The sequence below is a fragment of the Paenibacillus sp. DP01 genome, from assembly GCF_044784315.1.
Taxonomy (GTDB): domain Bacteria; phylum Bacillota; class Bacilli; order Paenibacillales; family Paenibacillaceae; genus Paenibacillus; species Paenibacillus polymyxa.
Map to the genome: position 1 here is coordinate 619,286 of NZ_CP173059.1, position 25,013 is coordinate 644,298.

Consider the following 25,013-nt stretch of genomic DNA (forward strand, 5'->3'; position numbering starts at 1 on the left):
GGGAAACGCACAGTCATGATGTGCGGATTAGTCATATGTATATACATCATTGACTATGAAAAGGAGATGTATGTGGCTGTGGCTACCTTTTATCAAGCCTTCAAGCTGAAGAGTCGGATATGGCGAACGATGCTCAAACGGAACGGAGTAACAGGGATTGGAGTAGGTTATGCTGATCCCAATAGACCGGCAAAGGGCGCGGCGATTGTGGTATACACCTTGAGAAATCTTTCGGCTGTGACGCAAACCAAATTGCAGGCAGTAACCCATAATATAAGTCAGGCTTCTGCGGTACCTATCCGAATTTTAGGTGTGGGTTCCTTCAAAAGGGAAGCGGCGACTCCTACCCAAACGAACCCACGCCAAAGATGGCGCCCCGTGCCCGGTGCGGTCAGTGTAGGAACGACGGTTCCCACCACTGCAGGAGGAACCGGAGGACTCATTGTTATTAAGAATAATACTTTGTTTATTTTGAGTAATGCCCATGTCCTAGTCCCAACGAATACAAACCAATTTCACAATACCATTCAGCCTTCTCCGGCAGATGGCGGCAGAACGGCGGATCAGATCGGGAGAGCTTTTCAATTTGTCCCGCTTACTACGACAGGTGTTAACTTTCAGGACTCTGCCATAGCTATTGCCAATTCAAATAGTCTGCTTAATCCGAGGTATCTGATTAACCAAAGTGGTGGTCTTATTACCGTGCCTGGGCACTTATTGAGCTATCGTCTGGGAATGACGTTTAAAAGAATGGCTAAAACAAACGGCTTCGCCAGAGGAGTCGTGGAGGCGATTGGCGTGGAACAAAGAGTGAGGGGCGATTCGGGAATCGAGATTTTCCGTGATCAAACCGTCATTCGTTTTACCCAGGGACGAACTGGACCTGGAGATTCGGGTTCCGTATGGCTGAATGACAGTAACGATCGGCTGAACAATTATGCAGCCGCAGTTCATTTTGCCGGATCTACCGATGGAATGCGTTCTGTATCTTTCCCAATTGAACGGGCGATGAGAACCTATGGAACCTTGGTTGCCATTCCGGCTGCTGCTGGAGGATATAAAGCAGGTGTGGCAAAAGGAAAGGCTCCAAAAAATAATTATGCCTATGTCCGGCCATTGACGAGAAAACAAAGGTCTTTGTCCCCAGTCATAACATTCAATGCGGAACAAAAAAAGCATTAGAACTATGATTATCTAGCTGATCTCTATCGAAAATACCTCTTTAAAACCTCTTTTACCCTCGGCTGTAATGCGTATCGCTCGGGTTGTGGGCAGATGCTCGACCCAATGTAATTCGAATAATCTGTCCAGAAGAGCACTTCCTAAAGCACCGGCAAGATGATGGCGTCGTTCACTCCAATCCAGGCATTTATGTGAGAAGGAGCGACGCTTTTGTCTTGTATTCTTGAGGTTGATCTGAAAGTCAGCAAAGAAAATCTCTCCTTGTTGGGTGATATGAAGTCCGTCTTGATCCTCGGAAAGAATCCCCTTTTGCATGAAAAAACTCATGATCTGTACGCCTAAATGACCCGCAACATGGTCGTAGCAAGTTCTTGCCAACCGTATGGCCTCGTTTTCGGAGGCTTGCTTCAATGACTTGATTGGAACAGGTGGAGCTATGGACAAAAGTGACTCCATCACCTTGGCAACCTCGGGGTCTTGAATGCCATAGTAACGGTGCCGCCCTTGTTTTTCTACAGTAATGACTTGTGCTTCGGTCATTTTAGCCAGATGGAAACTGGCGGTTTGCGGTTTGATGCCTGCCATATGGGCCAGTTCACTTGCCGTGTGGAATCTACCATCTAATAAAGCGGTGAGAATAGCTGCACGGGAAGGCTCGCTGACGAGAGAAGCAATCATGGCTACATTCGATTGGGTGCTCATGGCACGGTTATCCCCCTTTGTAATCCATACTTCGATGAAGGTTGAAATGTTTACATTTTACAATAAGGAGGCAGATCTGAACAGAAGGAGAATAAAACATGGACCCAATGAATCCAATAAATCAGATGAATTACAGCCCAAGCATACAAACGATAACCCCTAGCATTTTATATTACGGAACCCCTGTGATTTTACTCAACACGCTGAATGAGGATGGAACGACCAATATTAGCCCTATTTCCTCCTCGTGGGCATTAGGAGATTGTGTGGTGCTAGGTATTGGAACAGGTGGCAAAGCATTAGAAAATATGGAGCGTGATCCCGAATGTGTAATCAATGTTCCTGGGCCTTCCATGTGGGAAAATGTAGAGCGTTTGGCTCCTTTTACAGGTAAGAATCCCGTTCCAGTGGAAAAAGAGAAAAATGGATTTTCATATCAAAAAGATAAGTATGAGATCAGCGGACTGGCTGCGATTGAATCGAATAGAGTCAAGCCCACCCGAATCAGGGAGTGCCCTATTCAAATTGAAGCCAAGGTGAAGGAGATGCGGATTCCTGACCATTCTCCTTATTTTGCGATCGTCGAAACCCAAGCCATACAGGTGCATGTTCATCAGGATATCATCCTCGGAGAGAATCATATTGATCCAGCAAAGTGGAGTCCGCTCATCTATAATTTCCGCCATTATTTTGGTCTGGGCGAGCATTTGGGCAAAACCTTCCGATCCGAAACCTGATGTTTCAACAAAATTATTATATCCTACCTGAATAATGAGAATTATCTTCCCAAATCGTTCTTTTTGTGCGAGAATAGTTGAAAAATCATCCAAGACTACGCATACAGGAAGAGACGATTCATACAGCACGTATAACAAGGGAGGCAATAATCATGTCAGAAGAACGCAAGCTGTCATTCGAAACCCTCGCTGTCCATGCCGGACAAGAGATTGATCCTAATACCTTTGCCCGCGCCGTTCCGTTGTACCAGACCACTTCATATGGATTTCGGGATGCCGAGCATGCGGCTGATTTGTTCTCGCTGAAAGAATTCGGCAACATTTATACGCGTCTGATGAATCCGACTACGGATGTATTCGAGCAACGAATTGCCGCACTGGAAGGCGGAGCTGGCGCGTTGGCCACAGCTTCTGGAATGGCGGCGATCTCCTTTTCCATTCTAAATATTGCGGGAGCTGGAGATGAAATTGTATCGGCCTCCAGCCTGTATGGCGGTACATATAATCTGTTTTCTACTACACTACCGAAATTGGGTATTAAGGTGCATTTTGTCGATTCGGATGATCCGGAGAATTTCCGCCAAGCCATTACGGATAAAACGAAGGCCATATTTGCCGAAACGATTGGCAATCCACAGGGAAATGTGCTGGATGTAGAAGCTGTAGCAGCGATTGCACACGAATATGGTATTCCGCTGATTGTGGATAACACGTTCCCAAGCCCCTATTTATTACGCCCTATCGAACATGGAGCGGACATTGTGGTGCATTCGGCAACCAAGTTTATTGGCGGACACGGTACGTCTCTTGGCGGGGTAATCGTGGACAGTGGCAAGTTTGACTGGAAAGCGAGTGGTCGTTTCCCCGGACTGACTGAGCCGGACCCAAGCTACCATGGAGTTATATACACCGAGGCGGTGGGACCCATCGCGTACATTATCAAGGCACGGGTGCAATTGCTGCGTGATTTGGGAGCAGCCATTTCTCCGTTCAATTCATGGCTACTGCTTCAAGGCTTGGAAACATTGCATCTGCGGCTGGAAAGACATAGTCAGAATGCCCTGAAAGTAGCGCAATACCTCGAAAGTCACAAGGATGTGGAGTGGGTCAGCTACTCTGGATTGCCGAGCCATCCATCCTATGAGTTGGCCCAAAAATATTTGCCAAAAGGACAAGGGGCAATCTTGACCTTTGGTATCAAAGGCGGGAGTCAGGCGGGAAGCAAGCTGATTGCGAATGTAAAGCTGTTTTCTCATCTGGCGAATGTGGGCGATTCCAAGTCTTTGATTATTCATCCGGCAAGCACAACCCATCAGCAGCTGAGCGTAGAAGAACAGGTGGCTGCTGGAGTCAAACCGGAGCTGTTACGTTTATCTGTCGGGACCGAAGCGATAGACGATATTTTGTATGATCTGGAGCAGGCAATCGCGGCCAGTCAACAGTAATAAACAGTAGTTGGCGGCTAGTTAGCCCAGTGAGATAGGGCATTTTTGCAGCAGTCGCAAGTGATTTGTGATTCCAATAGGGTTTTGTTTAGGGTTTGAGCAGGCGGGGGGTAACCTCTGCCTTTTTTGTTTGTTGACATCATACCCCCATAGGTATATATTATACCCCATAGGGTATATGAGGAGGGGAAGAAATGGGTAAGAGGATAGTTATTATTGGCGGGGTAGCAGGTGGAGCTTCTGCTGCGGCGAGATTGCGTAGATGGAATGAGGAAGATGAGATTATTCTGTTTGAACGCGGTGAGCATGTTTCTTTTGCAAACTGTGGTCTTCCCTACTATATTGGGGGGACAATCCAGGCACGGGAGAAGCTGTTTCTCCAGACGCCTCAAGGCATTAGAGACCGATTTAATATAGATGTTCGGGTGCTGAAAGAAGTAATACAAATAGACCGCGAGCATAAGCTTGTCCGTTACCGCGATATGATCACAGGAGAGATGGATGAGCAGCCGTACGATATTGTGGTATTGTCGCCGGGAGCCAAACCGATGATACCAGACATTCCCGGACTACATGAAGCTACAAATGTATTTACGTTAAGAAACATTCATGACACCGACCTTATTAAGGCATATGTAGATGAAAGGCAACCCAAGCATGCCACGATAATTGGTGCTGGATTTGTTGGGCTGGAGATGGCTGAAAATTTGCGGGAGCGTGGACTTGCAGTAACCGTTATGGATAAAGGACAACAAGTGTTGAATCCGCTTGACCCTGAAATGGCCAAACTGGTGGAACAGCATATGCAGCTGAACGGGGTGGAGGTGCGTTTAGAGGAAGGAGTCGCAGCTTTTGAAGAACAGGGTACACGGCTACGTTTGACCTCTGAGGAGATGCTTCAGACGGATATGGTTATTTTGGCGATTGGCGTGGTGCCTGAAAATGAGTTGGCCAAGCAATGCGGATTGGAACTAGGTTTTCGCGGCGCTATTCAGGTGAATGCACAGCTGCAAACCAGTGATCCGTCCATTTATGCGGTAGGTGATGCCATCCAGGTCAAAGACCGCAATCATGGGTTTGCAACGATGGTATCGCTGGCCTGGGGAGCCAATCGGCAGGGGCGTTTGGCAGCGGATCATATTAATGGTCAACCGATTTCCTATGATGGTGCGCTCGGAACATCCGTAATTAAGACCTTTGCATTGAACGCAGCTTCTACAGGTAACAATGAAAAAACATTGCAGCGGTTGGCTGTTCCTTACCAGGCTATTCATATTCATCCTGGTTCACATGCCGGTTATTATCCCGGCGCATCACCCATTTCGATGAAGCTGCTCTTTCATCCGAAGACCGGGATGATCTACGGAGCGCAAGCTGTTGGTGCTGATGGCGCAGACAAAAGGATTGATGTTATTGCAACGGCGATTCGCGGCCGTTTAACCGTCCGTGAGCTGGCAGATATCGAGCTTGCTTATGCACCTCCTTATTCTTCAGCTAAAGATCCTGTGAATATGGCGGGTTACGTAGCCTCGAATATCATGGATGGACTGGTCCAGACAATACAGTGGCATGAAGTTGATGATTTTCACCGCAATGGTGGCCTTGTTATTGATGTCCGGGATGCGGTGGAGCTACAAGGAGGAACCATTCCAGGTTCTATTCATATTCCTCTAGCCGAAATCAGAGAGCGGATGTCGGAAATTCCCCGTGATCTGGAGATCGCGGTATCCTGCCAAGTCGGGCTACGCGGCTATCTAGCGGCCAGAATTCTAACCCAATCCGGATATCGGGTGAGAAACGTTGATGGCGGCTACAAGACGTATTCAGTTATGGCTAAACGTAATCATCTTTTGAAATAGTTCATCACCCATCCAATTTGATTCAGATGATCCGTTACTTCGCCGTGCAGCGCACCAAAGAAGGTATCTTGTAGTTCTACAGTGATGGTGCCTTTTTCGGATAGTGCATGGTAAGCCTGTTTAAGCTCATCCTCACTCTCACAGTCGAGAATGATTTGGACATGCTGTGCTTTCAGTGGTTTACCATAGGAATCGGAAAAATGGATATGGCTGCTGCCCAGGTGCAGTTCGGCATGTAAGAGCCTGCCGTCCTGCTTGTTCAGTACTTTGATTTTCCCGCCTAAAACAGATTGGTAGTAGTCAACCGACTGCTGCACATCGTTCACAATGACAAAAGGACTTGCACTTCTCATAAGATCAATTCCTTTCATTTCTTCTATGTAGGTTTGTCTGCTACTATACATTATTTACATTGTCGGCAGGGTTTAGCCCTTTTCTAATCAAATTATGGCTTGGTTCACTGTGTGACGTCTGTTACAATAGAAGAGGTATATATGATGGATAGAAAAGAGGTCGAACAGGTGGGCACTTCAGCGATTTGGGAAGCAGTTATCTATTGGGTGATCTTGGTGATTTCTGCTCTGTGTGTAATTGCAGTATCTGGTAGTCGTAAGACCGCAAGCACAATTATTTTGGCACCCGTTGTTTTGTTCTGTACCATATTTATGATGCAGGGCTCGGTGTTTACTGCTATGAAGCACCCGACCATGGGGGCTAATGTCGGCTTGGGTATGGCGTTTCTGACCACATGGGTAGTCAGCGGAATATTGTTTGCTATAGCGCTTGTGATTGCTTTTATTAAATATAGCAAAAAGAACAAGGCGTAGTTCAGCCTTAACCTCAGATGAACAAAGGCTTTCGGTGATGTACCGAAAGCCCTTTTTGTATTCTCAGTTAACCATAGAGGATGTCTTCGTTCATCTGCGTCTTCTCATGAGCAAAACAACGATCAGCGCAATGATGATCACGATCAATAGAAACTTCATATTCGATAACCTCCTTGATCTGTCTCCTATTTGATATTAACCATTTTTGATAAGTGTGCACCGATGCATCCTAAGCAAGTATCTATTGTCAAATGTTTGGCGAAAATGTGATTGTGGGATCAAAAAGAGGTTTACAGGCTTAGCTGGAAAGTGTATACATAAAGTAAGGAGGCGATTGCCATGAGTGATCGTACATTTCATTTATTTTATATTATTTTCTTGACGGTTTTGGCGCTTGGAAGCGTTGGAGGAATCTCTTGGTGGTTGCGCTCTATCGGTCGTCAGGAAAAGGAAAAAAACTAAATTCAGCATGGGCATACAAGCCCGTATGCATCTTCCAGTAGGAGGGTGCATTTTTATGTGTTATAATGGGAACATATGTTCTTTGGGAGGGGTAACGATGTTGCCGGATTTGGAACGGAAGCTACTACGTATTTTGTATAATTATTTTGCCCAGCATCGCCATATGCCTACAATGGCTGAATTGTCAGCAAAAACGGGTAGGCGAGACTCTGAAATTACAGCTGCATTGCGACATATGGAACAAGAGCGCTATATCACATGGGAAACTAACACAGGTACCCAGCATATTGTTTTACTGGAAGGATGGGAGCGTCCTTCCAGCTACAAGTCTGCCCAAGTGGAAGCTGGACGCCCTACTACCCAAAAGATACAGTCCGGTAGTATGGAATATTGGACGAACTATTAGTAGCCATATAAAGCTGGAAAATTAATGAGTTTTTAAGGTGCATATCATTTTGTTTTAAGAAAGCAAGACTATAATGACCCTATTAACCCCTTTTTGATCAAGCTATAGGCCCTGTCGATGTATCGGCAGGGTCACTTTTTTGTTCATAGATGCGTTTTCCGTATATGAAAAATCCCCCGGGGATCATCCGGAGGATCTGCGCAGCTTGCGTATACTGCACGGCCTGCTCAAACTTCATCGTTTGACGGCATAATATATATTTAACCCCTGCTACCTTGTATTATATGGTCAGCATGTTCATAAGGGGCAGTTTGATTCCTCTGTTCATTTTCCAAACGACAAAAGCCCTACCTCTCTTTCGTCCTTGCGGCTCCGATGACCGCGCCAGTGTGAATGTGAAAATCTTCGGCAAAAGCTCAAAATTCTACATTAGGGTTATACATAAAATTTGGAGAAGCTCCATGCGGTGATAGGAGTATAGCTTCTTGCGTGGAATCCTATGGGGTTAATACATACTAATACAGTATAACAATAATGATTCTAAAACACAAGGGATTTTTGGTTTTTTTGATTGTAGACTGGAAATAATGCACTTTCTGCAATGGATTAGACTTATTTTCATTTGCAGAGAATAGAGGCTGTGATAAATTGCCCTGACAAAGCACTTGAATTTTGAAATAGTGTAGTTACACGAAAGATGGAAGGAAACAAGAACTATGACTGCCTCAAGGAAAGACAAACAAACATCACAGAATAACTCGCCCTCAGTCTGCACATGCATTAATCTGCGTCGTGCCTCGATGGCTGTAACAGGGCTGTATGACCAGTATCTGGCTCCAAGTGGACTCCATATCAGCCAGTTTTCGCTGCTCAAGCACTTAACGGTACTGGGACCGGTAAGCGTAAGCGAATTAGCATCGGAGATGCGACTCGACCGAACCACGCTTGTGCGCAATTTGAAGGCACTGGAGCAAAGCGGGTATGTGGAGGATACATCCGCTGAGGGAAGCCGAAATCGCTGCCTTACCCTGACAGAGAGAGGAAAAGCGTTATATAACGATGCAGCAGAGCTCTGGGAGGAGGCGCAGTTATTTTTACAGGAGTCACTGGGAAGCGCCGATTTGCAGATATTGACCGCACTGTTATCCAAAATTGAAAAATTGAGACTGTGATTAGCCTTCGCCTAATAAGGGAGGCCATGTTGACCTATTCGTGTATATACACGAATAGGGGGTTCAGATATGTAACGCAGCCACTCATCGGTCACCGGGTATCCGCCAGGAATTCGAGAGAATCACAATAACTTAAGAAGAGGGATGTGGATAGGATGGTAACGCCCGTACCAGACATGAAAGAACTTATCGCAGCCGAGATGAAGACCTATGTGAGCGAAGACAAGCGCAATTTCTGCGAAGAATTACAGAGCCCTTACTACGAGGAACCGATTATTCAATTTGCAGAGGCCAATGATCCTTTGTTTGAGGAATATAAAAGAGTGGTGGGCCCCGACCATGCTACGCCGCAGGAAGCCTTCGAACGGACCTTCGGCACAGGAAGTTTTGGTGGAGGCACCGTTGTCAGTGTTGTGCTGCCGATCAGTGAGACGATTCGCAAGGCCAATCGTGCGCAAAAAGCAAGAGCCTCCAGAGAGTGGGCGCTGCTGCGGACCTTTGGCGATGAATATTTTGTGCGTTCGGCAAGGCACCATTTGGCGGGATATCTGACTGGACTTGGCTATCGAGCTGTGGCGCCGCTGGATACGGATTGGTACAACATCCACGGTGCCACAGGTGGTCCGGTCTCTAATTGGTCGGAACGGCATATCGCGTATGCAGCCGGTCTCGGCACCTTCAGTATCAACGATGGCTTCATCACCGAAAAAGGAATTGCCATCCGCCTGCTGTCTGTAGTAACGGATCTGCAGGTGCCGCCTGATGTAGGAGCATCCTCGAACCTGAGCCATACAGGAAATTGCCTGCTGTGCAGCAAAGGCATTTGCGGTGTGTGCATTACCCGCTGTCCTGTGCAGGCCATCAGCAAGGAAGGCGGTCATGACAAAATCGCCTGCATGAAATTTGTGTACGGCGAGGAATCTCGAAAGTGGGCAGTGTTAAACGGCGGTGAGACTGAATCGGGTGCCGGTTGCGGACTTTGCCAGACCAAGGTGCCCTGCGAAAGCCGCAATCCGATGCGGACCGCTCACTAGTGTTATTTTCCTAGGATTCATGCAAATTGCTCATGGAAGAAGGTTAACTTTTGACGGCTGGACTCCGATATTGAATACAAAGATATTTTATGAGCGTACGGATGAAAAGAGGGGTAGCATTTTGCCGATCTATAAGCGCTTTATTCAGCATGTTATCCTGAACTATATTATAGGTTCATTTATTGCTGTACTACTGGTATGTATGATTTTTGTATTTTCCACGTTAAATGTAGCCCACTATGAGCTTTTGGGTCTTGTCAAAATTGTTACATTTTCCAGCGTCATTATGATTGTCTGTGAAACCATAGTGTTTCGAATGCACTTAAGACCCGTTCATCGTTTTTTCCAAGGCAATCAGGAGACGCTCAAGGATGTAGAAGCGGTGTATATCCGGGTTCATCATCTGCCTAATTTGTCCGTTTTACGTATTGTTGGACCGCATTTGCTAGGCTTCTCTATCCCGGCAGCCGTCATTGCATTATGGATGATACATACTGGACAACTTACCTTTCCCTTTTATTATGTAGGAATCGCCTGTATAGGAGCTTGTTTGGTCGCTTCCATGCATGCACTGGTTGAATTTTTTCTGACCATGAGAGCAATCAAACCGCTGCTGGAGGAGATTCGGGATCGAACCTATCAGCAATATGGATTGAACCTGTCCCTGCGAGGTCGAGTTTTGCTGTCACTTCGGCATAAATTTCAGTTAAGTGCAACGTTAATTGGTGCTTTTCCTCTATTTCTGTTTTGTTTAGCTACGCAGATTCGGCTGGAACGTTTGGAGGCGGCGGATTCCGGCTCCTATTGGGCATGGGCGGGTACGATTTTAATATCTGGTGTAGCCTTTGCTTATTTGGGAGGCAGGCTGCTAACCCGTGAGATCGAACAGCCGATCCATCACTTGTTGGAAAAAATGAATGAAGTGAAGGAAGGCCGCCTGAACAGTAACGCCAGTGACTTGTATTCGGACGAATTTGCGGAGCTGGTCGAAGGATTTAACATGATGATCGAGGGCCTGAAGGAACGAGAGGAAAAGAACGGTCAGCTATTAGACAGTTACTTTGCCACCTTGGCTGCAGCGCTGGATGCGCGGGATGCCTATACCGCAGGACATTCGTTGCGCGTGGCCGAATACTCTGTACTCATTGGGCGAAAGGGCGGCTTGGGCGAGACGGATCTTGACTTGCTGCGTAAAACAGCCTTGCTGCATGATATCGGTAAAATCGGTGTGGCTGACGCTGTGTTGTTTAAGGATGGCAAGCTGACGGACGAGGAGTTTGACCAGATTAAAATGCACCCGGTTATGGGGGAGAGTATTCTTCGGCAAGTGGAGCCGGCTTATGCTATGGCCCCTTATCTGCCCGGCGTGCGCTCGCACCATGAGCGTTATGATGGCAAGGGATACCCTGACCAGCTCTCCGGGGAAGACATCCCACTATTTGGGCGCATCATAGCCGTAGCAGATGCCTATGATGCGATGACGTCGGATCGTCCCTATCGGAAAGGTATGAAGGAAGAGAAGGCGGTTATGATATTGGAAGAGGGTAAAGGAACCCAGTGGGATCCTTACTTTGCCGAATTATTTGTCAAGGAGTGGCGCCGGAACAAAGGCATTCCAAGCTGACTCTATAGATACTCCCACTAGGGCGAGCCGTTGCGGTTCGCTTTTTTTATATACACACGCAAGCCTCTTGGATATGTCGAAAGATGGGGCTTCATGTTATGATGTACGAGTAAGGCAGAATCGGCTAGCATAGGCCTGGCATCCAATTTCTCGCGCAATGGGAGTGTGAATCCATGCAATTTTCAACGATGTTTATAATGAATTTGGGGATGCTGATTGCCGTTGCCTATGTGGCGAACGTGATTTATAAATATGGTTTGAGTCGTACGTCTACGCGGTTCAAATATGTCAGCTCAGTGTTGCTGGTGGTATTTGGCGGATGGGTCAGTTCTTGCTTTGGCTTTAATTTCAATGAAACGGTTATTTTCGATCTGCGTTTTGTTCCGCTCATTATCGCAGCATTGGTGTATCCCCGTTCCTACACGCTGATTATTATTGGGGTAGCAATCGGTCTTACAAGATTTACCTTCGGTCTGAATATGGCGGCGTGGGTCGGCTTTCTGAATATGAGCATTTTGGGCATATTATGCGCCGGTTTGAACTACTGGATGCGCCGCTCCACTTGGCGCTTGATTATTAAGGCATCTGTAACCATTTTAGCGGTTAATATTGTAAATACGTTAAATATTGCCTTCCTGGGCGTCATTCCCTGGCGCTATTATGTAGCAGAGGTCGTTCCTCTTACACTGCCTATCGGCGTTATCCTTAGCTTTTTATTTGCACTGATATTACGTGATTTTCAGATGGAGCAGCAGCGAAACTATCAGATTCAGCAGGCGAATGAGTTGTTGTCAGAGCAGCGTGATCAGCTGCAAAAGGCAAAGATTATTTTAGAGGAACGCGCCAAGCAGCTGATGATGGCTTCCCAGTATAAATCGGATTTTATGGCAACGATGTCGCATGAGTTACGTACACCTCTTAACAGCATCATTAACCTGGCACAGATTATCAATGAGCAGGGAAAAGAGCTAGATGAGGACGAGCTATACCAGTACAGTGATCTAATTTATGCCTCGGGCCATGATTTGCTCCAACTGATTAATGACATTCTGGACTTATCCAAGGTCGAGGCTGGGCACATGGAAATCGTAAGTGAGCCAGTCAGTGTGCGTGAAATTGCGCATGGGATGATGATGCATTTTGATGTCACAGCGAAGGATAAAAACCTGGAATTCAGCCTGAACGTGCATGAACATGTACCGGATGAAATCCGATCCGATTCCAAACGAGTACAGCAAATTTTACGCAATCTATTGTCCAATGCCTTTAAGTTTACTCATGAAGGGCGTGTATTGCTGGAAATCAGCACACAGCATCTGGATCGAAAGGGTCAGGAGGGAGACTGGGTTGTATTTGCTGTAAAAGATACAGGCATCGGTATATCCAAGCTTCAGCAGCATGTTATTTTTGAGGCATTCCAGCAGGCGAACGGTTCGATTAATCGTAAATATGGTGGAACTGGGCTGGGGTTGTCCATCAGCCGTGATTTTTCCCGCTTGTTAGGCGGATTTATCCGTCTGGAGAGTGAAGAAGGCAAGGGAAGTACTTTTTCCCTGTACCTGCCTATGTGTCCGTCCGACAGCAAGGAGGCGGACGAACAGCCGTTTAAATTAACCTGATCACAATCATGGGACAAGGAGCGTTAGGAGGTATATCATGGAACGTAAAGCGGTCGTTGTGGGTGGCACAGGGCTTGTCGGGGGTTATGTTGTACGGGAGCTACTGGTGCAAAAAGAATACACCCGCGTCATGGTTTTGGGCAGGCGTCCATTGGACATCAAGCATCCCAAGCTAGAGCAGGCGCTCATCGACTGGGAACAACCACAGAAGTCGGCCTTCGCCCTCGAAGGGGTGGATGATGTGTTTTGCTGCCTTGGGACAACGATGAAAAAGGCTGGCTCTAAGGAGCAGTTTCGACAGGTGGATCTGGACTATCCGGTTCTGACAGCCCAGTTGGGCAAAGAGGCTGGAGCAGTACAGATGCTTGCGATCTCTGCGATGGGCGCTGACCCGGATTCACGTGTGTTTTATAACCGTACTAAGGGTGAGGCTGAAGAGGCGCTTGCCGCGATCGGATTGCCTGCACTGCATTTGTTCCGTCCGTCGCTTATTTTGGGAGCGAGATCTGAACGACGATTTGGCGAAGCCGCTGCCACGATTGTCATGAAAGCGCTAGATGGCCTAATGACGGGCAGGTTCGCTTCCTATCGCGCCATTCCCGCTTCGTTCATCGCACGAGCTATGGTACGAATTGCTCTCGCGCAGGCGAGCGGTGTACATATTTATCCGAATGACATCATTCGGGTCATCGGTGCAGAACTAACCTCCGATGATGAGGAACCTGGTACAGGAACGACTCCTGATGACAATGTCTAAAACCACGCTTAGGATTAGAAATGATAATAACGCCGCTGTTGCCCGATCATTCGGACAGCAGCGGCGTTATTCGTGTTTTATGGGTGGTTTGTATTTTGTGGCACATCGATCGTAATTTCTAATTCATCGATGTAATGGCGTGTCCAGTTACCTTTAGCATCGAGTAGGGCGCTACCTCCTGATTGGGTTGGCAAGATATATGGCTTGAAAATGATCTTCTGGGGAGTGTCCACAAAAGGAGTAAACAGTGTGATCATTTTGCTGTCACGTTCTTGGGTATGGGGAACTCCAGAACCGCTCAGCAATTGAAGTTCTCTTCCCTGCTCGTCGAATACAGCATAATCGAGTATATCCAATTCCTTTTTGGTGTACTGGTTCGTGTGTCCATTCTTCATGTTATTGTACTCTCGTTCCACGGTGTACTCATCCGGCATATGTGCAATATCAGTCAGCATTTTGAACGATGTTGTAATCTTGGTCGTGATAGGGGTCATTTCTAACTTTTCTACCGTAAATGCAAGATACGGATTAGATTTGCTCATTTGCGGCTGAAGTATCTTGTTGTTTATTTTAGTTTTGTGAACCGTGGTTTGTATGCGGAACGGCTCGGATACACCTTTTAACTTTGCATATACCTCTAGCTCAAACTGATCTGGTAAGGCGGCTTTACCACTGGCAGGGTCACGCATATACGCAATCAGCATAGAATTATTGTCTTTGCCCGGACGACCATACATGAGATTAAAGGCGCTACTGTTGCTGTCGACCGACGTCCCATTGATGAACAGGTCTATTTTCTCCACTATATCCTCTTCCTGCCCTTGCGTATTGGTAGTGGGATACAGGGGTTCATGTTGTGAATCCCCACCGCTTTTTTCCAACGCTACGACCAAGCGTGTCCCGTCAAATATGATTTGAGGTACTTCCAATGTAATACCGCCATGGGTAACGCTGAGATTCGATGAAGTGGCCAATCCTTTCTGATCAGCGGTTTGCAGCCCCAGATCCCCAGCGAGCTTGAAGACGCTATCGACAAGGGGGACCTGTTTCAATGATTCCGCCATTGTAGGCGAAACATAGGCGCTGCCAATGATCATAACGCCAATGAGCGCTGCAGAAGCAGCGGTAATTGCAGTTCTCCGAAGAAACCTTTTAACGGGTCGATGAGAGGATGAACGGTCGGGTAGCAGGTCAGAATCTGATTCCATTTGTGCATAAAATGCGTCTAGGCGTTGCCTTACCAAATCAGGGATGTCTGCCATATCTGCTTCCAAGTTTTCTTTCTCCAATTGTAATTTCTCATCCAGCTTTTGTTCCTGATTCTCATACTCTGAAGGATTCATTGAAAGGTCACCTTCCTTTCTCCGCGATTTTGTAGCAGATCCATTAATGTTCTGCGAGCACGGTGCAATCGTGTTTTGACGGCACCCTCTGATAGGTCCAGTAGCTCTGAAATTTCCCTGATCGGCATATCACGCAAATAGTGCAGGGAAATCACGGTTCGCATGGATTCCTCCAAGTGGTCGATGGCCTCGCGCAGCTCGATTTTTTCGTATCCGCCCGAGGTGGACGGTTCCTTTATAAATTCCGCGACGGGTACAACCCGTTTTTGCTTGCGGATCATGAGATGGCATTCATTAATGAGAATACGAAGCAGCCATGTTTTAAAATAGCGAGGTTCACGCAGCTCACCCAGAGACTTGTATGCTTTGAGCATCGCTTCTTGTATTGCGTCCGCGCAATCCTCATTGCTGCGAAGAATGGAACGCGCCATGCCATACATATCGGATTCCATCTGTTTCATCAAGGCGACGAACGCCTTGCGATCCCCGTGCCTTGCTTGGTATACGTTTGTTTCGAGATTCAAAGGATGGTGCTCCTTTCCCGTCTATACTAGCTATGATCAATGTAATTGTACCTGTATTTGAATTTGTACAATCTATTGTGTAGCAGGTTACAAGAATTAGATGATACATGGGCGCTAAAGGTTACAGCGGAAATAAAATTATGTAGCACCATCGCAATAAGGTTTCTTTAGAGAAACCTAACGTGTCAAACCGTCGCACGGAATAGTGGCTTTGGACTTCACATGCTATAATACGGTGAACCAGTATCAGGAAGGAGAATCCAACCCCTATGAAAAAAACAATTGCTACTGAAAAAGCCCCCGGCGCGATCGGGCCCTATAGCCAAGCGGTAGAGGCAGGCGGGTTTATTTACACATCAGGACAGCTTGGGCTGAATCCAGCAACAGGTGAGTTCGGCAAGGATGTACAGGAGCAGGCTCGCCTGTCCTTGAGCAATGTACAAGCCATTCTGGAAGCGGCAGGCAGCAACATGAACCAGGTTGTGAAAGCGACTGTATTCCTGAAGGATATGAACGATTTTGTCAGTGTCAATGAGGTGTACAGTTCCTTCTTCGAGCAACCATACCCAGCACGGAGTGCGGTGGAGGTAGCTCGTCTGCCTAAGGACGCACTGGTGGAGATTGAAGTCATTGCATTGAAGGGCGAATAAGTTACCAGGGTTCGTTTATTAAATACAAAGTCTGCATGGAACCGGGTGTCACTACTATAGTGGCATCCGGTTGTTTTGAATGTAATGCGTGTTGTTCGGAGTGTCCAATACATAGGCTCTGAACAAGGGATTGAAAGAAAACTGATCTCTGGATTAGAAGATGTGTGTTATTTTAGTGTCGCAACCGGGAAATTACGCAGATATTTTGACTGGAATAATGTTAAGGACCCTTTTAAAGTGCTTAAGGGAATTTCTCAAGCATACCGAATTATAAAGAAAGAAAAACCGAATATTATTTTTTCAAAAGGCGGGTTTGTTTCCGTTCCTGTGGTATTGGCTGGGTGGTTGAACAGAGTCCCCGTCATCATCCACGAATCCGATCTTACCCCTGGATTAGCGAATAAAATTTCCAGCATGTTTGCTACCGAAATTTGTACTACTTTTCCTGAAACAGCTGAATATTTTCGCTCAAAGAATACCCGATATATTGGTGCTGTTGTGAGAGATGAGCTAAAAGAGGGGAAGGCGGCCAAAGGGTTAGCCTACTGCGGTTTTACTCGAAATAAGCCCATCATGCTCATCATGGGTGGGAGTTTAGGCTCCAAGAAGATCAATGAGCTGGTTTGGCTGAATTTAGAGGCTTTGCTCGCTCAATTTCAAATCGTGCATATTTGTGGTAAGAACCAAGTGAATGATTCTATTCGTACGAATGGTTATCAGCAATTTGAATACATAAACGATGAACTGGCGGATGTAATGGCGATGGCAGATATGGTTGTTTCCAGGGCAGGTTCAAATTCCATTTTTGAATTCTTGACGTTGCGTAAGCCTATGCTGTTGATACCTCTTTCAAAAGCAGTCAGCAGGGGGGATCAGATTCTAAATGCAAAATCATTTAAAGCACAAGGCTTGTGTGAAATTTTAGAAGAAGAAGAGCTGGAATCTGAACGCTTTGTCGATATGATTCTTCGTTTGTATGAAAAAAGGTTGGATTACATTCACAATATGGAGAAAATTAATACGGATCAATCGACAAGCAAGCTTTTAGATTTGATTAAAGTCTATGCCTGATCATATTTTAGAAAAAACAAAGCAAGCGAGCTTGGGCTAAATGATTCAGACCCATGCTCGCTTGTGCTTGTGCTAGGAGATGATATTCGTTTCCTTTAATCCCGGTCTCGATTACGGGCAAAGAATAGCCATAGCGCGTACACCAGGATGATTGCCGACAAGACCCATGCAGCCAGCCGTACATTTTCATTGTTTGGATGCTCGATGGCGATGGCGACATAGGCCCATACAAATACAAGTGGGTAGATGCTGTCACGATAAGGAAAGCTGACCAAGATGGCCAATACGGTGCCAATAAACAGGATGATGATCGCCCATAGCGTATCGCTGAGACCCCAGCCACTCCATTCATTCTTTTCCAATGCTACTGCAATGTTGATGATGGTAGCCACAGATACCCAACCGAGATTCAGACTGAAAGGAAGCTTGACGAACCACATTTCTCCGCGAGTTGGCTGCGGTGTACGAGTACGTGTATATACGACGAATAGGGAGAGCAAGTATAAAATAATGACGATCACGCATAGTTCTACGTATACATACTGCCATAGGAAAATCCAGATGATGTTGAAGAGACAGCTCAAAATAAAGAAAATACCGATAGATTGAACGCTTGTCCTGGCTTGCCCTGTAGATGTAGATTGGTACACGGCAAAACAGGCGAGCAGCACGTAGATGACCGACCAGATGGAAAAAGCGTAACCTGCTGGCGTAATTAAGGTAGGGTACATGTTGGATACAGCAGCGGTGCTTCTTCCGCCAATAGGAAGTGTAGAAGCCAAAATATTAACGAGAACGACAGCGATGAATGCAATAATATTCCACCATTTATACGGATGGCTTCGTGACATAGGAATAACTCCTCCTCAACGAATGATATTCAAAATGACCGACTGGTCACTATCTTCTACTATGAATATACCCACTTTGCTTTCAAATATGTCCGAACGGGGAAAAGTTTCTTGATCCCAATAAAATCATAAAAAGTAGTATGTATATGCATTCATATGTAGTACAATGGTAAAAATTTTAAGCACTATATAAGCTGAAGGAAAAGTTCACATGGCGTGCCAACTATGCAGCCAGAAGATGCTTCCGATGTGCATTTTCTCAAATCAGCTTATATAGAAGTAAGGGGATCAGTAGAATGAGAGGATTAGAGAAAGTAGGAAAATTTGTAGGTGGGACCTTTTCCATCTGGGTGCTTTTATTTGCATGTTTGGGATTTTTCTTTCCTACGGCGTTTACAGGGTTGAAAGGATACATACAGTTATTTCTGGGCATTGTCATGTTCGGGATGGGGCTGACTTTATCTGCGGCCGACTTTCGTGAAGTGTTCCGGCGTCCAGTGGATGTGGCTATAGGAGTGGTAGGGCACTATCTGATCATGCCGTTTCTCGCCTTTGTATTGGCATTAGTATTGCAGCTTCCACCGGATATTGCGGTGGGTGTCATTTTGGTCGGCTGTTGTCCAAGTGGAACTGCATCCAACGTAATGACGCTCTTATCCAAAGGAGACGTGGCGCTTGGCGTATCGATCGCTTCAGTGTCGACGCTGGTTGCTCCACTGGCAACCCCAGCGATGATTAGTCTGCTTGCCGGACGCTGGATGAATATTGATGCGAAGTCGCTGATCATGGATATTCTCATCGTGGTTATTGTCCCTATTGTGCTGGGTGTAATCGTCAAATCGCTATTCCGCAGACAAGCGGAAGCCAGTGTCAAGGCGCTGCCGCTCATTTCAACCATGGCGATTGTACTTATCGTGGCTATTGTGGTTGCAGGCAGCAGAGGCAAGATTTTGGAGACAGGTCCGATTATTTTTGCTGTGGTTATTTTGCATAACGGTATCGGCTTTCTGCTCGGATATTGGTTTGCCAAGCTATTCGGCATGGATCTTTCCAAGCGTAAAGCCGTTACGCTGGAAACAGGAATGCAGAATTCCGGGCTGGGCGCTGCGCTGGCAGCGGCTCATTTTAATCCGATTGCTGCTGTACCGAGTGCGATTTTTAGCGTGTGGCATAATATTTCCGGCTCGTTGCTCGCGACCTGGTTTTCACGCCGGGAGGAGAAAGATAGCATAGCCGGAAGCAAATAAGCGACTGTCAATAGCTGATGTAAAGTGGCTAAATTTCGGACTTTTCGGACAGTTTAAGGGAGGTCAAAAAGGTTGGATTTGACTTTATAGGGGCGGATCATTATACTGTGGTTATTATAACCACTGTATTTAAGTAAGCAACAGCAAAGAGGCTTCGTCATGGAAGGAAAATGACATTGAATTCGTATTCGTTTCATGCTCAATAGCCCTATATGATCTGATCTGACTTAAACTGAAGGAGAGAGAACGAATGAACCCGAAATATAATCCTTTATTTGAAGCTTATACCCTGCCATCCGGTGTTACATTGAAGAACCGCATTACGATGGCTCCTATGACTAACTTTGCTTCCCACGAAAATGGCGAAGTCAGTGACCAGGAACTGGCATACTACCGTGAACGCTCCGGTGGTGTGGGCGCGGTTATTACCGCTTGTGTGTATGTAACTCCAGATGGCAAAGGATTTGTTAATGAGTTTGGTGCGGACAAGGATGAAATGATTCCTAGCCTGCGTCGTCTGGCGGATACGATTCATCAGGAGGGCGCGAAAGCGATTCTGCAAATTTATCATGGTGGCCGCCTGTGCCCACCGGATCAGATTCCAGACGGACAACCGATCAGTGCAAGCGCAGTAGCTGAGGAAAAAGAAGGCGCACCTGTGCCGCGTGAAATGACATCTGACGATATCCACCGCGTCATCCGCGCCTATGGCGAAGCAACTCGCCGCGCGATTGAAGCAGGCTATGATGGTGTAGAGCTTCACGGAGCGAACGGTTACCTGGTGCAGCAATTCTTCTCTCCGCATTCCAACATTCGTACCGATGAATGGGGAGGAAGTCTTGAGAAACGCTTGACCTTTCCGCTGGCAATTGTTCACGAAGTGAAGAAAGTAATCACAGAGCATGCGAAGCGTCCATTTATCTTCGGATACCGCTTGTCTCCTGAGGAAGGACACACGCCAGGCATCACGCTGGATGATACGATGGTGCTTGTAGACCGTCTGGCGGATGAAGGGCTGGATTACCTGCACATTTCCGTAAATCATTTCTTCGGCGGTTCGTTCCGCGACCGTAGTGACGAACGTTCACGTACGGTTCTGATTCATGAGAAGGTTGGGAACCGTGTACCAGTCATGGGAGTGGGTTCCCTGAATACACCAGACGAGGCGCTTGCAGCACTGGAGACAGGTGTACCGCTTGTTTCACTGGGACGTCCGTTGCTGATGGAGCCGCAATGGGTTCAGAAAGTGCAGAACGGTACAGAGGATACCATTCGCACGACATTGTCCAAGCAAGCCCAGCAGGAGCTGGTCATTCCTGACTACTTGTGGGGTGCGCTGACGACTATTCCTGGCTGGATGCCTGTTACGGACTAAATTTTAAATAATAATACCCTAGGCTGCTTTTATGCGCCTGGGGTATTTTCTTGTCTCGTGACTGTGAATTACAATTACGTAGGAATAACACAGAGAGAAGGTAATGATAATGTCCCATGAAACGAATGGTGTGATTTCGATGAAGTCCACCCATCCAGGTCTACAGATTCGGCTTTTACAAGTAAAGGATGCAGAACGTTTATTAGAAATTAGACGCCAACATTTTGAGTTTTTCAAACCATTCGAGCCAGAACGACCTGAACATTACTTTACCCTGGAAGAACAGGTGCGTCTGATTTCCAACGGCTTGGAAGCTGCACAAGCCGGACAGGGATATACGTTTGGACTTTTTTTACCGAAAAATGATAAGCTGATCGGCAGAATGGAGCTGTCTGGTGTCGCTAGAGGTCCCTTCCAAAATGCCAATCTGGGCTACTTCGTAGATCCTGCATATCATGGACAAGGCTATGCTACCTCCGCAGTGCAGGATATTGTCCGCTACGCCCTGAATGAGTTGGAATTACACCGTATTCAAGCTGGAGTCATGCCAAGAAATTCGCCTTCCCATCGAGTGATGGAAAAGGCGGGATTTCGCCGCGAGGGGCTGGCTCTCAACTATTTGAAGATTAATGGTGTGTGGGAAGATCATGTGTTATATGCGATAACGGCTGAGGATTTGCAGAATGACGCCTTCTGAATTCGCCAGGCGTAACTCCCTCAAGTTTTTTGAACACCTTGCCAAAGTATTTCTCATCCTGATATCCGACCATACCGGCAATATGGTGAAGGCGCAGCTTGTCATTCAGCAGTAACAGCTTTGCCTTGCTCATCCGGATCTGGCACAAATAATCGGACAGATTAACCCCGTACTCCTGCTTGAATTTACGAGAAATGTATTCCCGGCTGAGGTAAAAGCGGCTCGCTATATCCTGTAGGGAAATATCCCCGTCATAGTGAGCATCCAGATAGCGGGCAATATCACGGATCGTCGGGTTGTTTGGGCTATGGCTTGGCGTAAGTGCCTGACCGGCTGCCAGCAATCGATTTTCGATCTGTTTTTTCCATAAAGGTAGGGAAAGCACCCCACGGTTGTCGACTGGCAGGGCAGGTATGGAGTTGGACTCATCTGTCAGCTCCTCGCCTTCGGCATCTCCAGGTCTGTCATTCAGCCAGCGAGCCAGCATCCAATCCAGCTCTTGATTCCAGCCAGCGAGCTGCTCTGCTGTAACCGAAGGCAGCACGGCTACGGCTGCCACCCAGTCGCCTACCGCTGTAGATACGCGACTGGCATTACAGCTGAGCGCACTAAGCCGTAGTTCCTCTTCCATTTCAGACAACTGGGGAAGACGAACGGTCTGCCGGGCCGGAGAACTCTCATGTATCCAGTCGGTGGCCTGCAACATATCCCGTTTCCAGAGCGCTTGCCGTGCTTCTTGGTAGGCTGTGGCTGCCCCCATCGGAAAGGTTCCGAAAGAACCAACCCCGATGTGCATATAGCAGCGCAGCGCCGTTCTAATCCCTGTGTGAATCTCCTGCAAGAGCACTGGCCAACGAGCCGGCTCGGCCCAATACAGCAGAATAATTTCGTCCGTACGCTCCAGATGACGGAATGCAATTCCGGTTTGAGAAGTACCCAGAAATTCGTTGCAAATGTTAATGAGGGAAAAGCCTAGAAGCGCGCGGCGCGTTTTATATTTGTCCAGTATATCGGCATCCAGTTGAGTGGTACTCATCACTGCTGCATTACAGATCTGAATAGCTGTGGGAAGACGTAGCTCCTCACGTAAGGGAGTGATGGATAGCGCCGTACCGGAAATGAGTTCGGTCAGGAGTTTATCAGCATAGTGCGGCCTCATCCGGTTGACCTCCATAGCCTGCATGGTCTGCCTGTTCCGGTCTTGCTCCGCTGTCCGCCAAGCTTGAGTAGCTTTACTGAGCGCCTCATTGATCTCTACCGGATCTACAGGCTTAAGAATATAGTCCATACCTCCCCGGCGAATGGCCTGCCGAACCAACTCAAAATCATCATAGCCACTGACCACCACGACTCTGGTAGCTGGAGAATTCGCCTGAATCCACTCCATCAAGGCTACTCCATCTCTACCAGGCATTCGCATATCCGTGAGTACCACGGGCGGGGAAAGTGCGGTAATGACCTCAATCGCCTGATCCCCCGATTCAGCCTCAATCACCTCGGTTACACCGTAAGCTTCCCAATGTACAAGCATCCGAATGGCGTGACGTACATGCTTTTCATCATCCACTATCAGGACCTTCATTGACAGATCACTCTCCCTTAATATGATTTTCTGTATGGGGCTCGGTGCGAATTTCAAGTGTGAAACGAACGCCATGAGGCAGAATATTGTCTACACACAGGGTATTAGAACCATCCTCCGAGTGAAGTTGGATACGTAATAGAACATTACGAAGACCAATGGAGTTCTGCTCGCTAGTGTCTGATTCTTCATGGGCTTTCAGCGGACGTTTCAGCATTTGCTGGAGCTGCTCCAACTCGGTTGGTGGAATCGACGCGCCGTTATTTTCCACTTCAATCCTCACAATGCCTTCCCGGATTCGGCAGGCTGTAATACGAATCTTACCGGGTCCCAGCCGGGGATCGGCACCGTGTTTAAAGTAGTTTTCCACCAACGGCTGGAGAATCATTTTAGGCACCCGATCATTCAGAACTTGATCATCCCATTGATAGGTGACTTCTAATTGCTCACCGAAGCGTTCCTTTTGCAAATCAAGATATTGTTTTACATGCTCAGCCTCTTCCTTGAGTGTAACAATCGTATGGTCCCGCATGTTATAGCGGAGCATTTTGGCAAGGGAAGAGAGCAGCGAATAGATTCGCGGCACCTCATGCTGTAGAGCCAGTGTTCCAATAGACTGTAGCGTATTATATAAAAAATGAGGATTAATCTGTGCCTGAAGCGCTTTCAATTGGTGTGTCTTGTTTGCCAGTTCCAGCTTGTATTCCCGCAAAATGAGGTTGTTGATGGTATCCATCATCTGTCTAAAACGACGCGAGAGCACTCCAATCTCATCGTTGCTCATGGCCCGGATGTCTACATCCAGTTGACCAGACTGAATCTGGTTTATGTAGCGAGTCAGCCGCTTAATCGGTTCCGTAATTTTTATTGAAATCCATAACGTGGCGACAATAACGAGCAGCAATGCGGCGCCTGTAATGACCGCATTGATCTGGGTCAGTTGGGTAGCTCGCATATAAAGCGTCCGATGAGGGATTTTCTTGACGAGTGTCCAGCCTGACAGGTTGGCATCCAGTTTGCCATATACGTGCAGTGCTGTATCATCTTCAATTACACCGTGCTCGTCTTCTTTAGAAATTCGCTTGAGTAGGCCAGATTCCTTCCAGTGTGTTCCAATGGATGATTCTTTTCCACTATAGATGATCGTTCCGTTCCGATCAATTAAAAACAGCTCCTCTGTATCTGCATCATACAATTGACGGCAAATACTGCGCAGTGCCTCCAGATCAACGTCTATAGCCAGTACCCCAAGCGTTTCTGAAGACGGAATGTTCCGAATCGCCCGGTGGAGTGTAAATACCTGCCGCTCTGTGCTGTGCTCCGCATAGGAAACCGCCGAAAAGCCGTACAAATGCTTTATATGCGAGGGTTGTATGAACAGTCCGGAAGGGCCGTAATGGATAGAACCGGTAAAGGGCTCCAGCCGGAACTCCCGTAAAGGAACCGTGCTGGTAATCAGCGTAGATTGCCCAGCCTCAAACGAATGCAAGTACACCTGGTCAATACCTGAGGAAGCATTCATCATCGTTTGCAGCGTGGTGTAAATCTCGGCAACGGCCCGGTAATCATCTGGAATTTTAGCCAGGTTGCGCAGAAAATGAGGGTCATTATAGACTCCGATCGATGCGCGATTTAATCCCTGTAAATAGTTATCCAGATTCGTAATTCCCTGAAAAATAAGCCGCTCATTTTCTTGGGTGGCCTGCTCCCGTAAGGATTGCTTGGTGAGGATGAAGGTCATGGTCATTGAAAGCAGCAACGGAATGGTGACCGCAATGAGTAGAAACCAGATTAGGCGAGAACGAATGCTATGAAATTTCATGCAGGTAAGCTCCTTTCACAATTCA

At 47.0% G+C, this 25,013-nt stretch carries 24 protein-coding genes; 17 read left to right on the forward strand and 7 right to left on the reverse strand.

The annotated features are described in order from the left end of the window. Positions 1-15 precede the first annotated feature (15 nt). Positions 16-1,182, forward strand: a complete 1,167-nt coding sequence (locus ACH59B_RS02795; protein ID WP_404303275.1) for a hypothetical protein — start codon at positions 16-18, stop codon at positions 1,180-1,182. Positions 1,183-1,194: 12 nt separating this feature from the next. Here ACH59B_RS02795 and ACH59B_RS02800 read toward each other — a convergent pair whose 3' ends face one another. Next, the gene (locus tag ACH59B_RS02800; RefSeq protein WP_404303276.1) at positions 1,195-1,884 is read right to left on the reverse strand and encodes an ArsR/SmtB family transcription factor; all 690 of its coding nucleotides are present in this window, start codon (positions 1,882-1,884) and stop codon (positions 1,195-1,197) included. Positions 1,885-1,982: 98 nt separating this feature from the next. On the opposite strand from ACH59B_RS02800, the gene ACH59B_RS02805 reads away from it, so the two are divergent. The 3 genes from ACH59B_RS02805 to ACH59B_RS02815 all read left to right on the forward strand — a co-directional run bounded on the left by ACH59B_RS02805 (position 1,983) and on the right by ACH59B_RS02815 (position 5,925). Further along, positions 1,983-2,621 (forward strand): flavin reductase family protein, encoded by a 639-nt coding sequence (locus ACH59B_RS02805; protein ID WP_257126624.1) that lies wholly within the window; start codon positions 1,983-1,985, stop codon positions 2,619-2,621. A 152-nt stretch (positions 2,622-2,773) separates the two neighbouring features. Continuing rightward, positions 2,774-4,066 (forward strand): homocysteine synthase, encoded by a 1,293-nt coding sequence (locus ACH59B_RS02810; RefSeq protein WP_257126625.1) that lies wholly within the window; start codon positions 2,774-2,776, stop codon positions 4,064-4,066. A gap of 194 nt (positions 4,067-4,260) precedes the next feature. Next, on the forward strand, positions 4,261-5,925 hold the full coding sequence (locus tag ACH59B_RS02815) for an FAD-dependent oxidoreductase (RefSeq protein WP_257126626.1): 1,665 nt from the start codon (positions 4,261-4,263) through the stop codon (positions 5,923-5,925). Here the strand turns inward: ACH59B_RS02815 and ACH59B_RS02820 are convergent. Continuing rightward, positions 5,910-6,278 carry a glyoxalase/bleomycin resistance/extradiol dioxygenase family protein gene (locus tag ACH59B_RS02820; protein WP_016819474.1) on the reverse strand — a complete coding sequence of 123 codons (369 nt, stop codon included), beginning with the start codon at positions 6,276-6,278 and terminating at the stop codon, positions 5,910-5,912. The genes ACH59B_RS02815 and ACH59B_RS02820 overlap by 16 nt on opposite strands. A 141-nt stretch (positions 6,279-6,419) precedes the next feature. Here ACH59B_RS02820 and ACH59B_RS02825 point away from each other — a divergent pair, with 141 nt between their 5' ends. From ACH59B_RS02825 to ACH59B_RS02860, 8 genes are all read left to right on the forward strand, one after another. Then, a complete protein-coding gene (locus tag ACH59B_RS02825) occupies positions 6,420-6,752 on the forward strand; it encodes a hypothetical protein (RefSeq protein ID WP_016819475.1) in 333 nt (110 codons plus the stop codon). Between the two features lie 339 nt (positions 6,753-7,091). After that, positions 7,092-7,214: a hypothetical protein gene (locus tag ACH59B_RS02830; protein ID WP_016819476.1), complete on the forward strand. Its 123-nt coding sequence runs from the start codon at positions 7,092-7,094 to the stop codon at positions 7,212-7,214. Between the two features lie 97 nt (positions 7,215-7,311). Further along, positions 7,312-7,620, forward strand: a complete 309-nt coding sequence (locus ACH59B_RS02835) for a hypothetical protein (protein WP_017428042.1) — start codon at positions 7,312-7,314, stop codon at positions 7,618-7,620. A gap of 716 nt (positions 7,621-8,336) precedes the next feature. Next, a complete protein-coding gene (locus ACH59B_RS02840; RefSeq protein WP_257126627.1) occupies positions 8,337-8,792 on the forward strand; it encodes a MarR family winged helix-turn-helix transcriptional regulator in 456 nt (151 codons plus the stop codon). Between the two features lie 155 nt (positions 8,793-8,947). Continuing rightward, positions 8,948-9,826, forward strand: coding sequence for a (Fe-S)-binding protein (locus ACH59B_RS02845; RefSeq protein ID WP_306459324.1), 879 nt, complete (start codon positions 8,948-8,950; stop codon positions 9,824-9,826). Between the two features lie 121 nt (positions 9,827-9,947). Continuing rightward, positions 9,948-11,450, forward strand: a complete 1,503-nt coding sequence (locus ACH59B_RS02850) for an HD-GYP domain-containing protein (protein ID WP_090891079.1) — start codon at positions 9,948-9,950, stop codon at positions 11,448-11,450. Positions 11,451-11,623: 173 nt separating this feature from the next. Continuing rightward, positions 11,624-13,069 (forward strand): sensor histidine kinase, encoded by a 1,446-nt coding sequence (locus ACH59B_RS02855; protein WP_016819482.1) that lies wholly within the window; start codon positions 11,624-11,626, stop codon positions 13,067-13,069. Positions 13,070-13,106: 37 nt separating this feature from the next. Beyond that, positions 13,107-13,826 carry an NAD(P)H-binding protein gene (locus ACH59B_RS02860; RefSeq protein WP_016819483.1) on the forward strand — a complete coding sequence of 240 codons (720 nt, stop codon included), beginning with the start codon at positions 13,107-13,109 and terminating at the stop codon, positions 13,824-13,826. Positions 13,827-13,903: 77 nt separating this feature from the next. On the opposite strand, the gene ACH59B_RS02865 is transcribed toward ACH59B_RS02860, so the two are convergent. Continuing rightward, positions 13,904-15,169: a DUF4179 domain-containing protein gene (locus tag ACH59B_RS02865; RefSeq protein ID WP_016819484.1), complete on the reverse strand. Its 1,266-nt coding sequence runs from the start codon at positions 15,167-15,169 to the stop codon at positions 13,904-13,906. Beyond that, positions 15,166-15,693, reverse strand: coding sequence for a sigma-70 family RNA polymerase sigma factor (locus tag ACH59B_RS02870; RefSeq protein WP_016819485.1), 528 nt, complete (start codon positions 15,691-15,693; stop codon positions 15,166-15,168). The genes ACH59B_RS02865 and ACH59B_RS02870 overlap by 4 nt, the downstream gene beginning before the upstream one ends. Before the next feature lie 269 nt (positions 15,694-15,962). On the opposite strand from ACH59B_RS02870, the gene ACH59B_RS02875 reads away from it, so the two are divergent. Together ACH59B_RS02875 and ACH59B_RS02880 are read left to right on the forward strand one after the other, a co-directional pair. Then, entirely contained in the window at positions 15,963-16,343 is a 381-nt protein-coding gene (locus tag ACH59B_RS02875; RefSeq protein ID WP_013308546.1) for a RidA family protein, read from the forward strand. A gap of 84 nt (positions 16,344-16,427) precedes the next feature. Further along, entirely contained in the window at positions 16,428-17,414 is a 987-nt protein-coding gene (locus tag ACH59B_RS02880; protein WP_019686015.1) for an undecaprenyldiphospho-muramoylpentapeptide beta-N-acetylglucosaminyltransferase, read from the forward strand. A 95-nt stretch (positions 17,415-17,509) separates the two neighbouring features. Here the strand turns inward: ACH59B_RS02880 and ACH59B_RS02885 are convergent, their stop codons facing one another. Beyond that, on the reverse strand, positions 17,510-18,265 hold the full coding sequence (locus ACH59B_RS02885; RefSeq protein WP_019686016.1) for a tryptophan-rich sensory protein: 756 nt from the start codon (positions 18,263-18,265) through the stop codon (positions 17,510-17,512). A 296-nt stretch (positions 18,266-18,561) separates the two neighbouring features. On the opposite strand from ACH59B_RS02885, the gene ACH59B_RS02890 reads away from it, so the two are divergent. The 3 genes from ACH59B_RS02890 (at position 18,562) to ACH59B_RS02900 (ending at position 21,584) form a co-directional block, all read left to right on the forward strand. Beyond that, positions 18,562-19,512 carry a bile acid:sodium symporter family protein gene (locus ACH59B_RS02890; protein WP_044787070.1) on the forward strand — a complete coding sequence of 317 codons (951 nt, stop codon included), beginning with the start codon at positions 18,562-18,564 and terminating at the stop codon, positions 19,510-19,512. Between the two features lie 250 nt (positions 19,513-19,762). After that, a complete protein-coding gene (locus ACH59B_RS02895) occupies positions 19,763-20,887 on the forward strand; it encodes an NADH-dependent flavin oxidoreductase (RefSeq protein WP_016819487.1) in 1,125 nt (374 codons plus the stop codon). Positions 20,888-20,996: 109 nt separating this feature from the next. Next, complete coding sequence (locus ACH59B_RS02900; RefSeq protein WP_016819488.1) at positions 20,997-21,584, forward strand: GNAT family N-acetyltransferase; 588 nt, start codon at positions 20,997-20,999, stop codon at positions 21,582-21,584. Here ACH59B_RS02900 and ACH59B_RS02905 read toward each other — a convergent pair. Together ACH59B_RS02905 and ACH59B_RS02910 are read right to left on the reverse strand one after the other, a co-directional pair. Continuing rightward, positions 21,514-23,166: a response regulator gene (locus ACH59B_RS02905; protein ID WP_404303278.1), complete on the reverse strand. Its 1,653-nt coding sequence runs from the start codon at positions 23,164-23,166 to the stop codon at positions 21,514-21,516. The two genes, ACH59B_RS02900 and ACH59B_RS02905, sit on opposite strands and share 71 nt — an antisense overlap. Before the next feature lie 7 nt (positions 23,167-23,173). After that, positions 23,174-24,988 (reverse strand): sensor histidine kinase, encoded by a 1,815-nt coding sequence (locus ACH59B_RS02910; protein ID WP_017428032.1) that lies wholly within the window; start codon positions 24,986-24,988, stop codon positions 23,174-23,176. Positions 24,989-25,013: the final 25 nt, after the last annotated feature.

Bases quoted from the DNA above. Each gene is read 5' to 3' on its own strand.
- ACH59B_RS02795 (WP_404303275.1), top strand. From the start codon at position 16: ATGATGTGCGGATTAGTCATATGTATATACATCATTGACTATGAAAAG.
- ACH59B_RS02825 (WP_016819475.1), top strand. From the start codon at position 6,420: ATGATGGATAGAAAAGAGGTCGAACAGGTGGGCACTTCAGCGATTTGG.
- ACH59B_RS02815 (WP_257126626.1), top strand. From the start codon at position 4,261: ATGGGTAAGAGGATAGTTATTATTGGCGGGGTAGCAGGTGGAGCTTCT.
- ACH59B_RS02810 (WP_257126625.1), top strand. From the start codon at position 2,774: ATGTCAGAAGAACGCAAGCTGTCATTCGAAACCCTCGCTGTCCATGCC.
- ACH59B_RS02875 (WP_013308546.1), top strand. From the start codon at position 15,963: ATGAAAAAAACAATTGCTACTGAAAAAGCCCCCGGCGCGATCGGGCCC.
- ACH59B_RS02880 (WP_019686015.1), top strand. From the start codon at position 16,428: ATGCGTGTTGTTCGGAGTGTCCAATACATAGGCTCTGAACAAGGGATT.
- ACH59B_RS02910 (WP_017428032.1), bottom strand. From the start codon at position 24,988: ATGAAATTTCATAGCATTCGTTCTCGCCTAATCTGGTTTCTACTCATT.
- ACH59B_RS02800 (WP_404303276.1), bottom strand. From the start codon at position 1,884: ATGAGCACCCAATCGAATGTAGCCATGATTGCTTCTCTCGTCAGCGAG.
- ACH59B_RS02840 (WP_257126627.1), top strand. From the start codon at position 8,337: ATGACTGCCTCAAGGAAAGACAAACAAACATCACAGAATAACTCGCCC.
- ACH59B_RS02820 (WP_016819474.1), bottom strand. From the start codon at position 6,278: ATGAGAAGTGCAAGTCCTTTTGTCATTGTGAACGATGTGCAGCAGTCG.
- ACH59B_RS02890 (WP_044787070.1), top strand. From the start codon at position 18,562: ATGAGAGGATTAGAGAAAGTAGGAAAATTTGTAGGTGGGACCTTTTCC.
- ACH59B_RS02860 (WP_016819483.1), top strand. From the start codon at position 13,107: ATGGAACGTAAAGCGGTCGTTGTGGGTGGCACAGGGCTTGTCGGGGGT.
- ACH59B_RS02845 (WP_306459324.1), top strand. From the start codon at position 8,948: ATGGTAACGCCCGTACCAGACATGAAAGAACTTATCGCAGCCGAGATG.
- ACH59B_RS02865 (WP_016819484.1), bottom strand. From the start codon at position 15,169: ATGAATCCTTCAGAGTATGAGAATCAGGAACAAAAGCTGGATGAGAAA.
- ACH59B_RS02900 (WP_016819488.1), top strand. From the start codon at position 20,997: ATGTCCCATGAAACGAATGGTGTGATTTCGATGAAGTCCACCCATCCA.
- ACH59B_RS02830 (WP_016819476.1), top strand. From the start codon at position 7,092: ATGAGTGATCGTACATTTCATTTATTTTATATTATTTTCTTGACGGTT.
- ACH59B_RS02835 (WP_017428042.1), top strand. From the start codon at position 7,312: ATGTTGCCGGATTTGGAACGGAAGCTACTACGTATTTTGTATAATTAT.
- ACH59B_RS02855 (WP_016819482.1), top strand. From the start codon at position 11,624: ATGCAATTTTCAACGATGTTTATAATGAATTTGGGGATGCTGATTGCC.
- ACH59B_RS02805 (WP_257126624.1), top strand. From the start codon at position 1,983: ATGGACCCAATGAATCCAATAAATCAGATGAATTACAGCCCAAGCATA.
- ACH59B_RS02885 (WP_019686016.1), bottom strand. From the start codon at position 18,265: ATGTCACGAAGCCATCCGTATAAATGGTGGAATATTATTGCATTCATC.
- ACH59B_RS02895 (WP_016819487.1), top strand. From the start codon at position 19,763: ATGAACCCGAAATATAATCCTTTATTTGAAGCTTATACCCTGCCATCC.
- ACH59B_RS02905 (WP_404303278.1), bottom strand. From the start codon at position 23,166: ATGAAGGTCCTGATAGTGGATGATGAAAAGCATGTACGTCACGCCATT.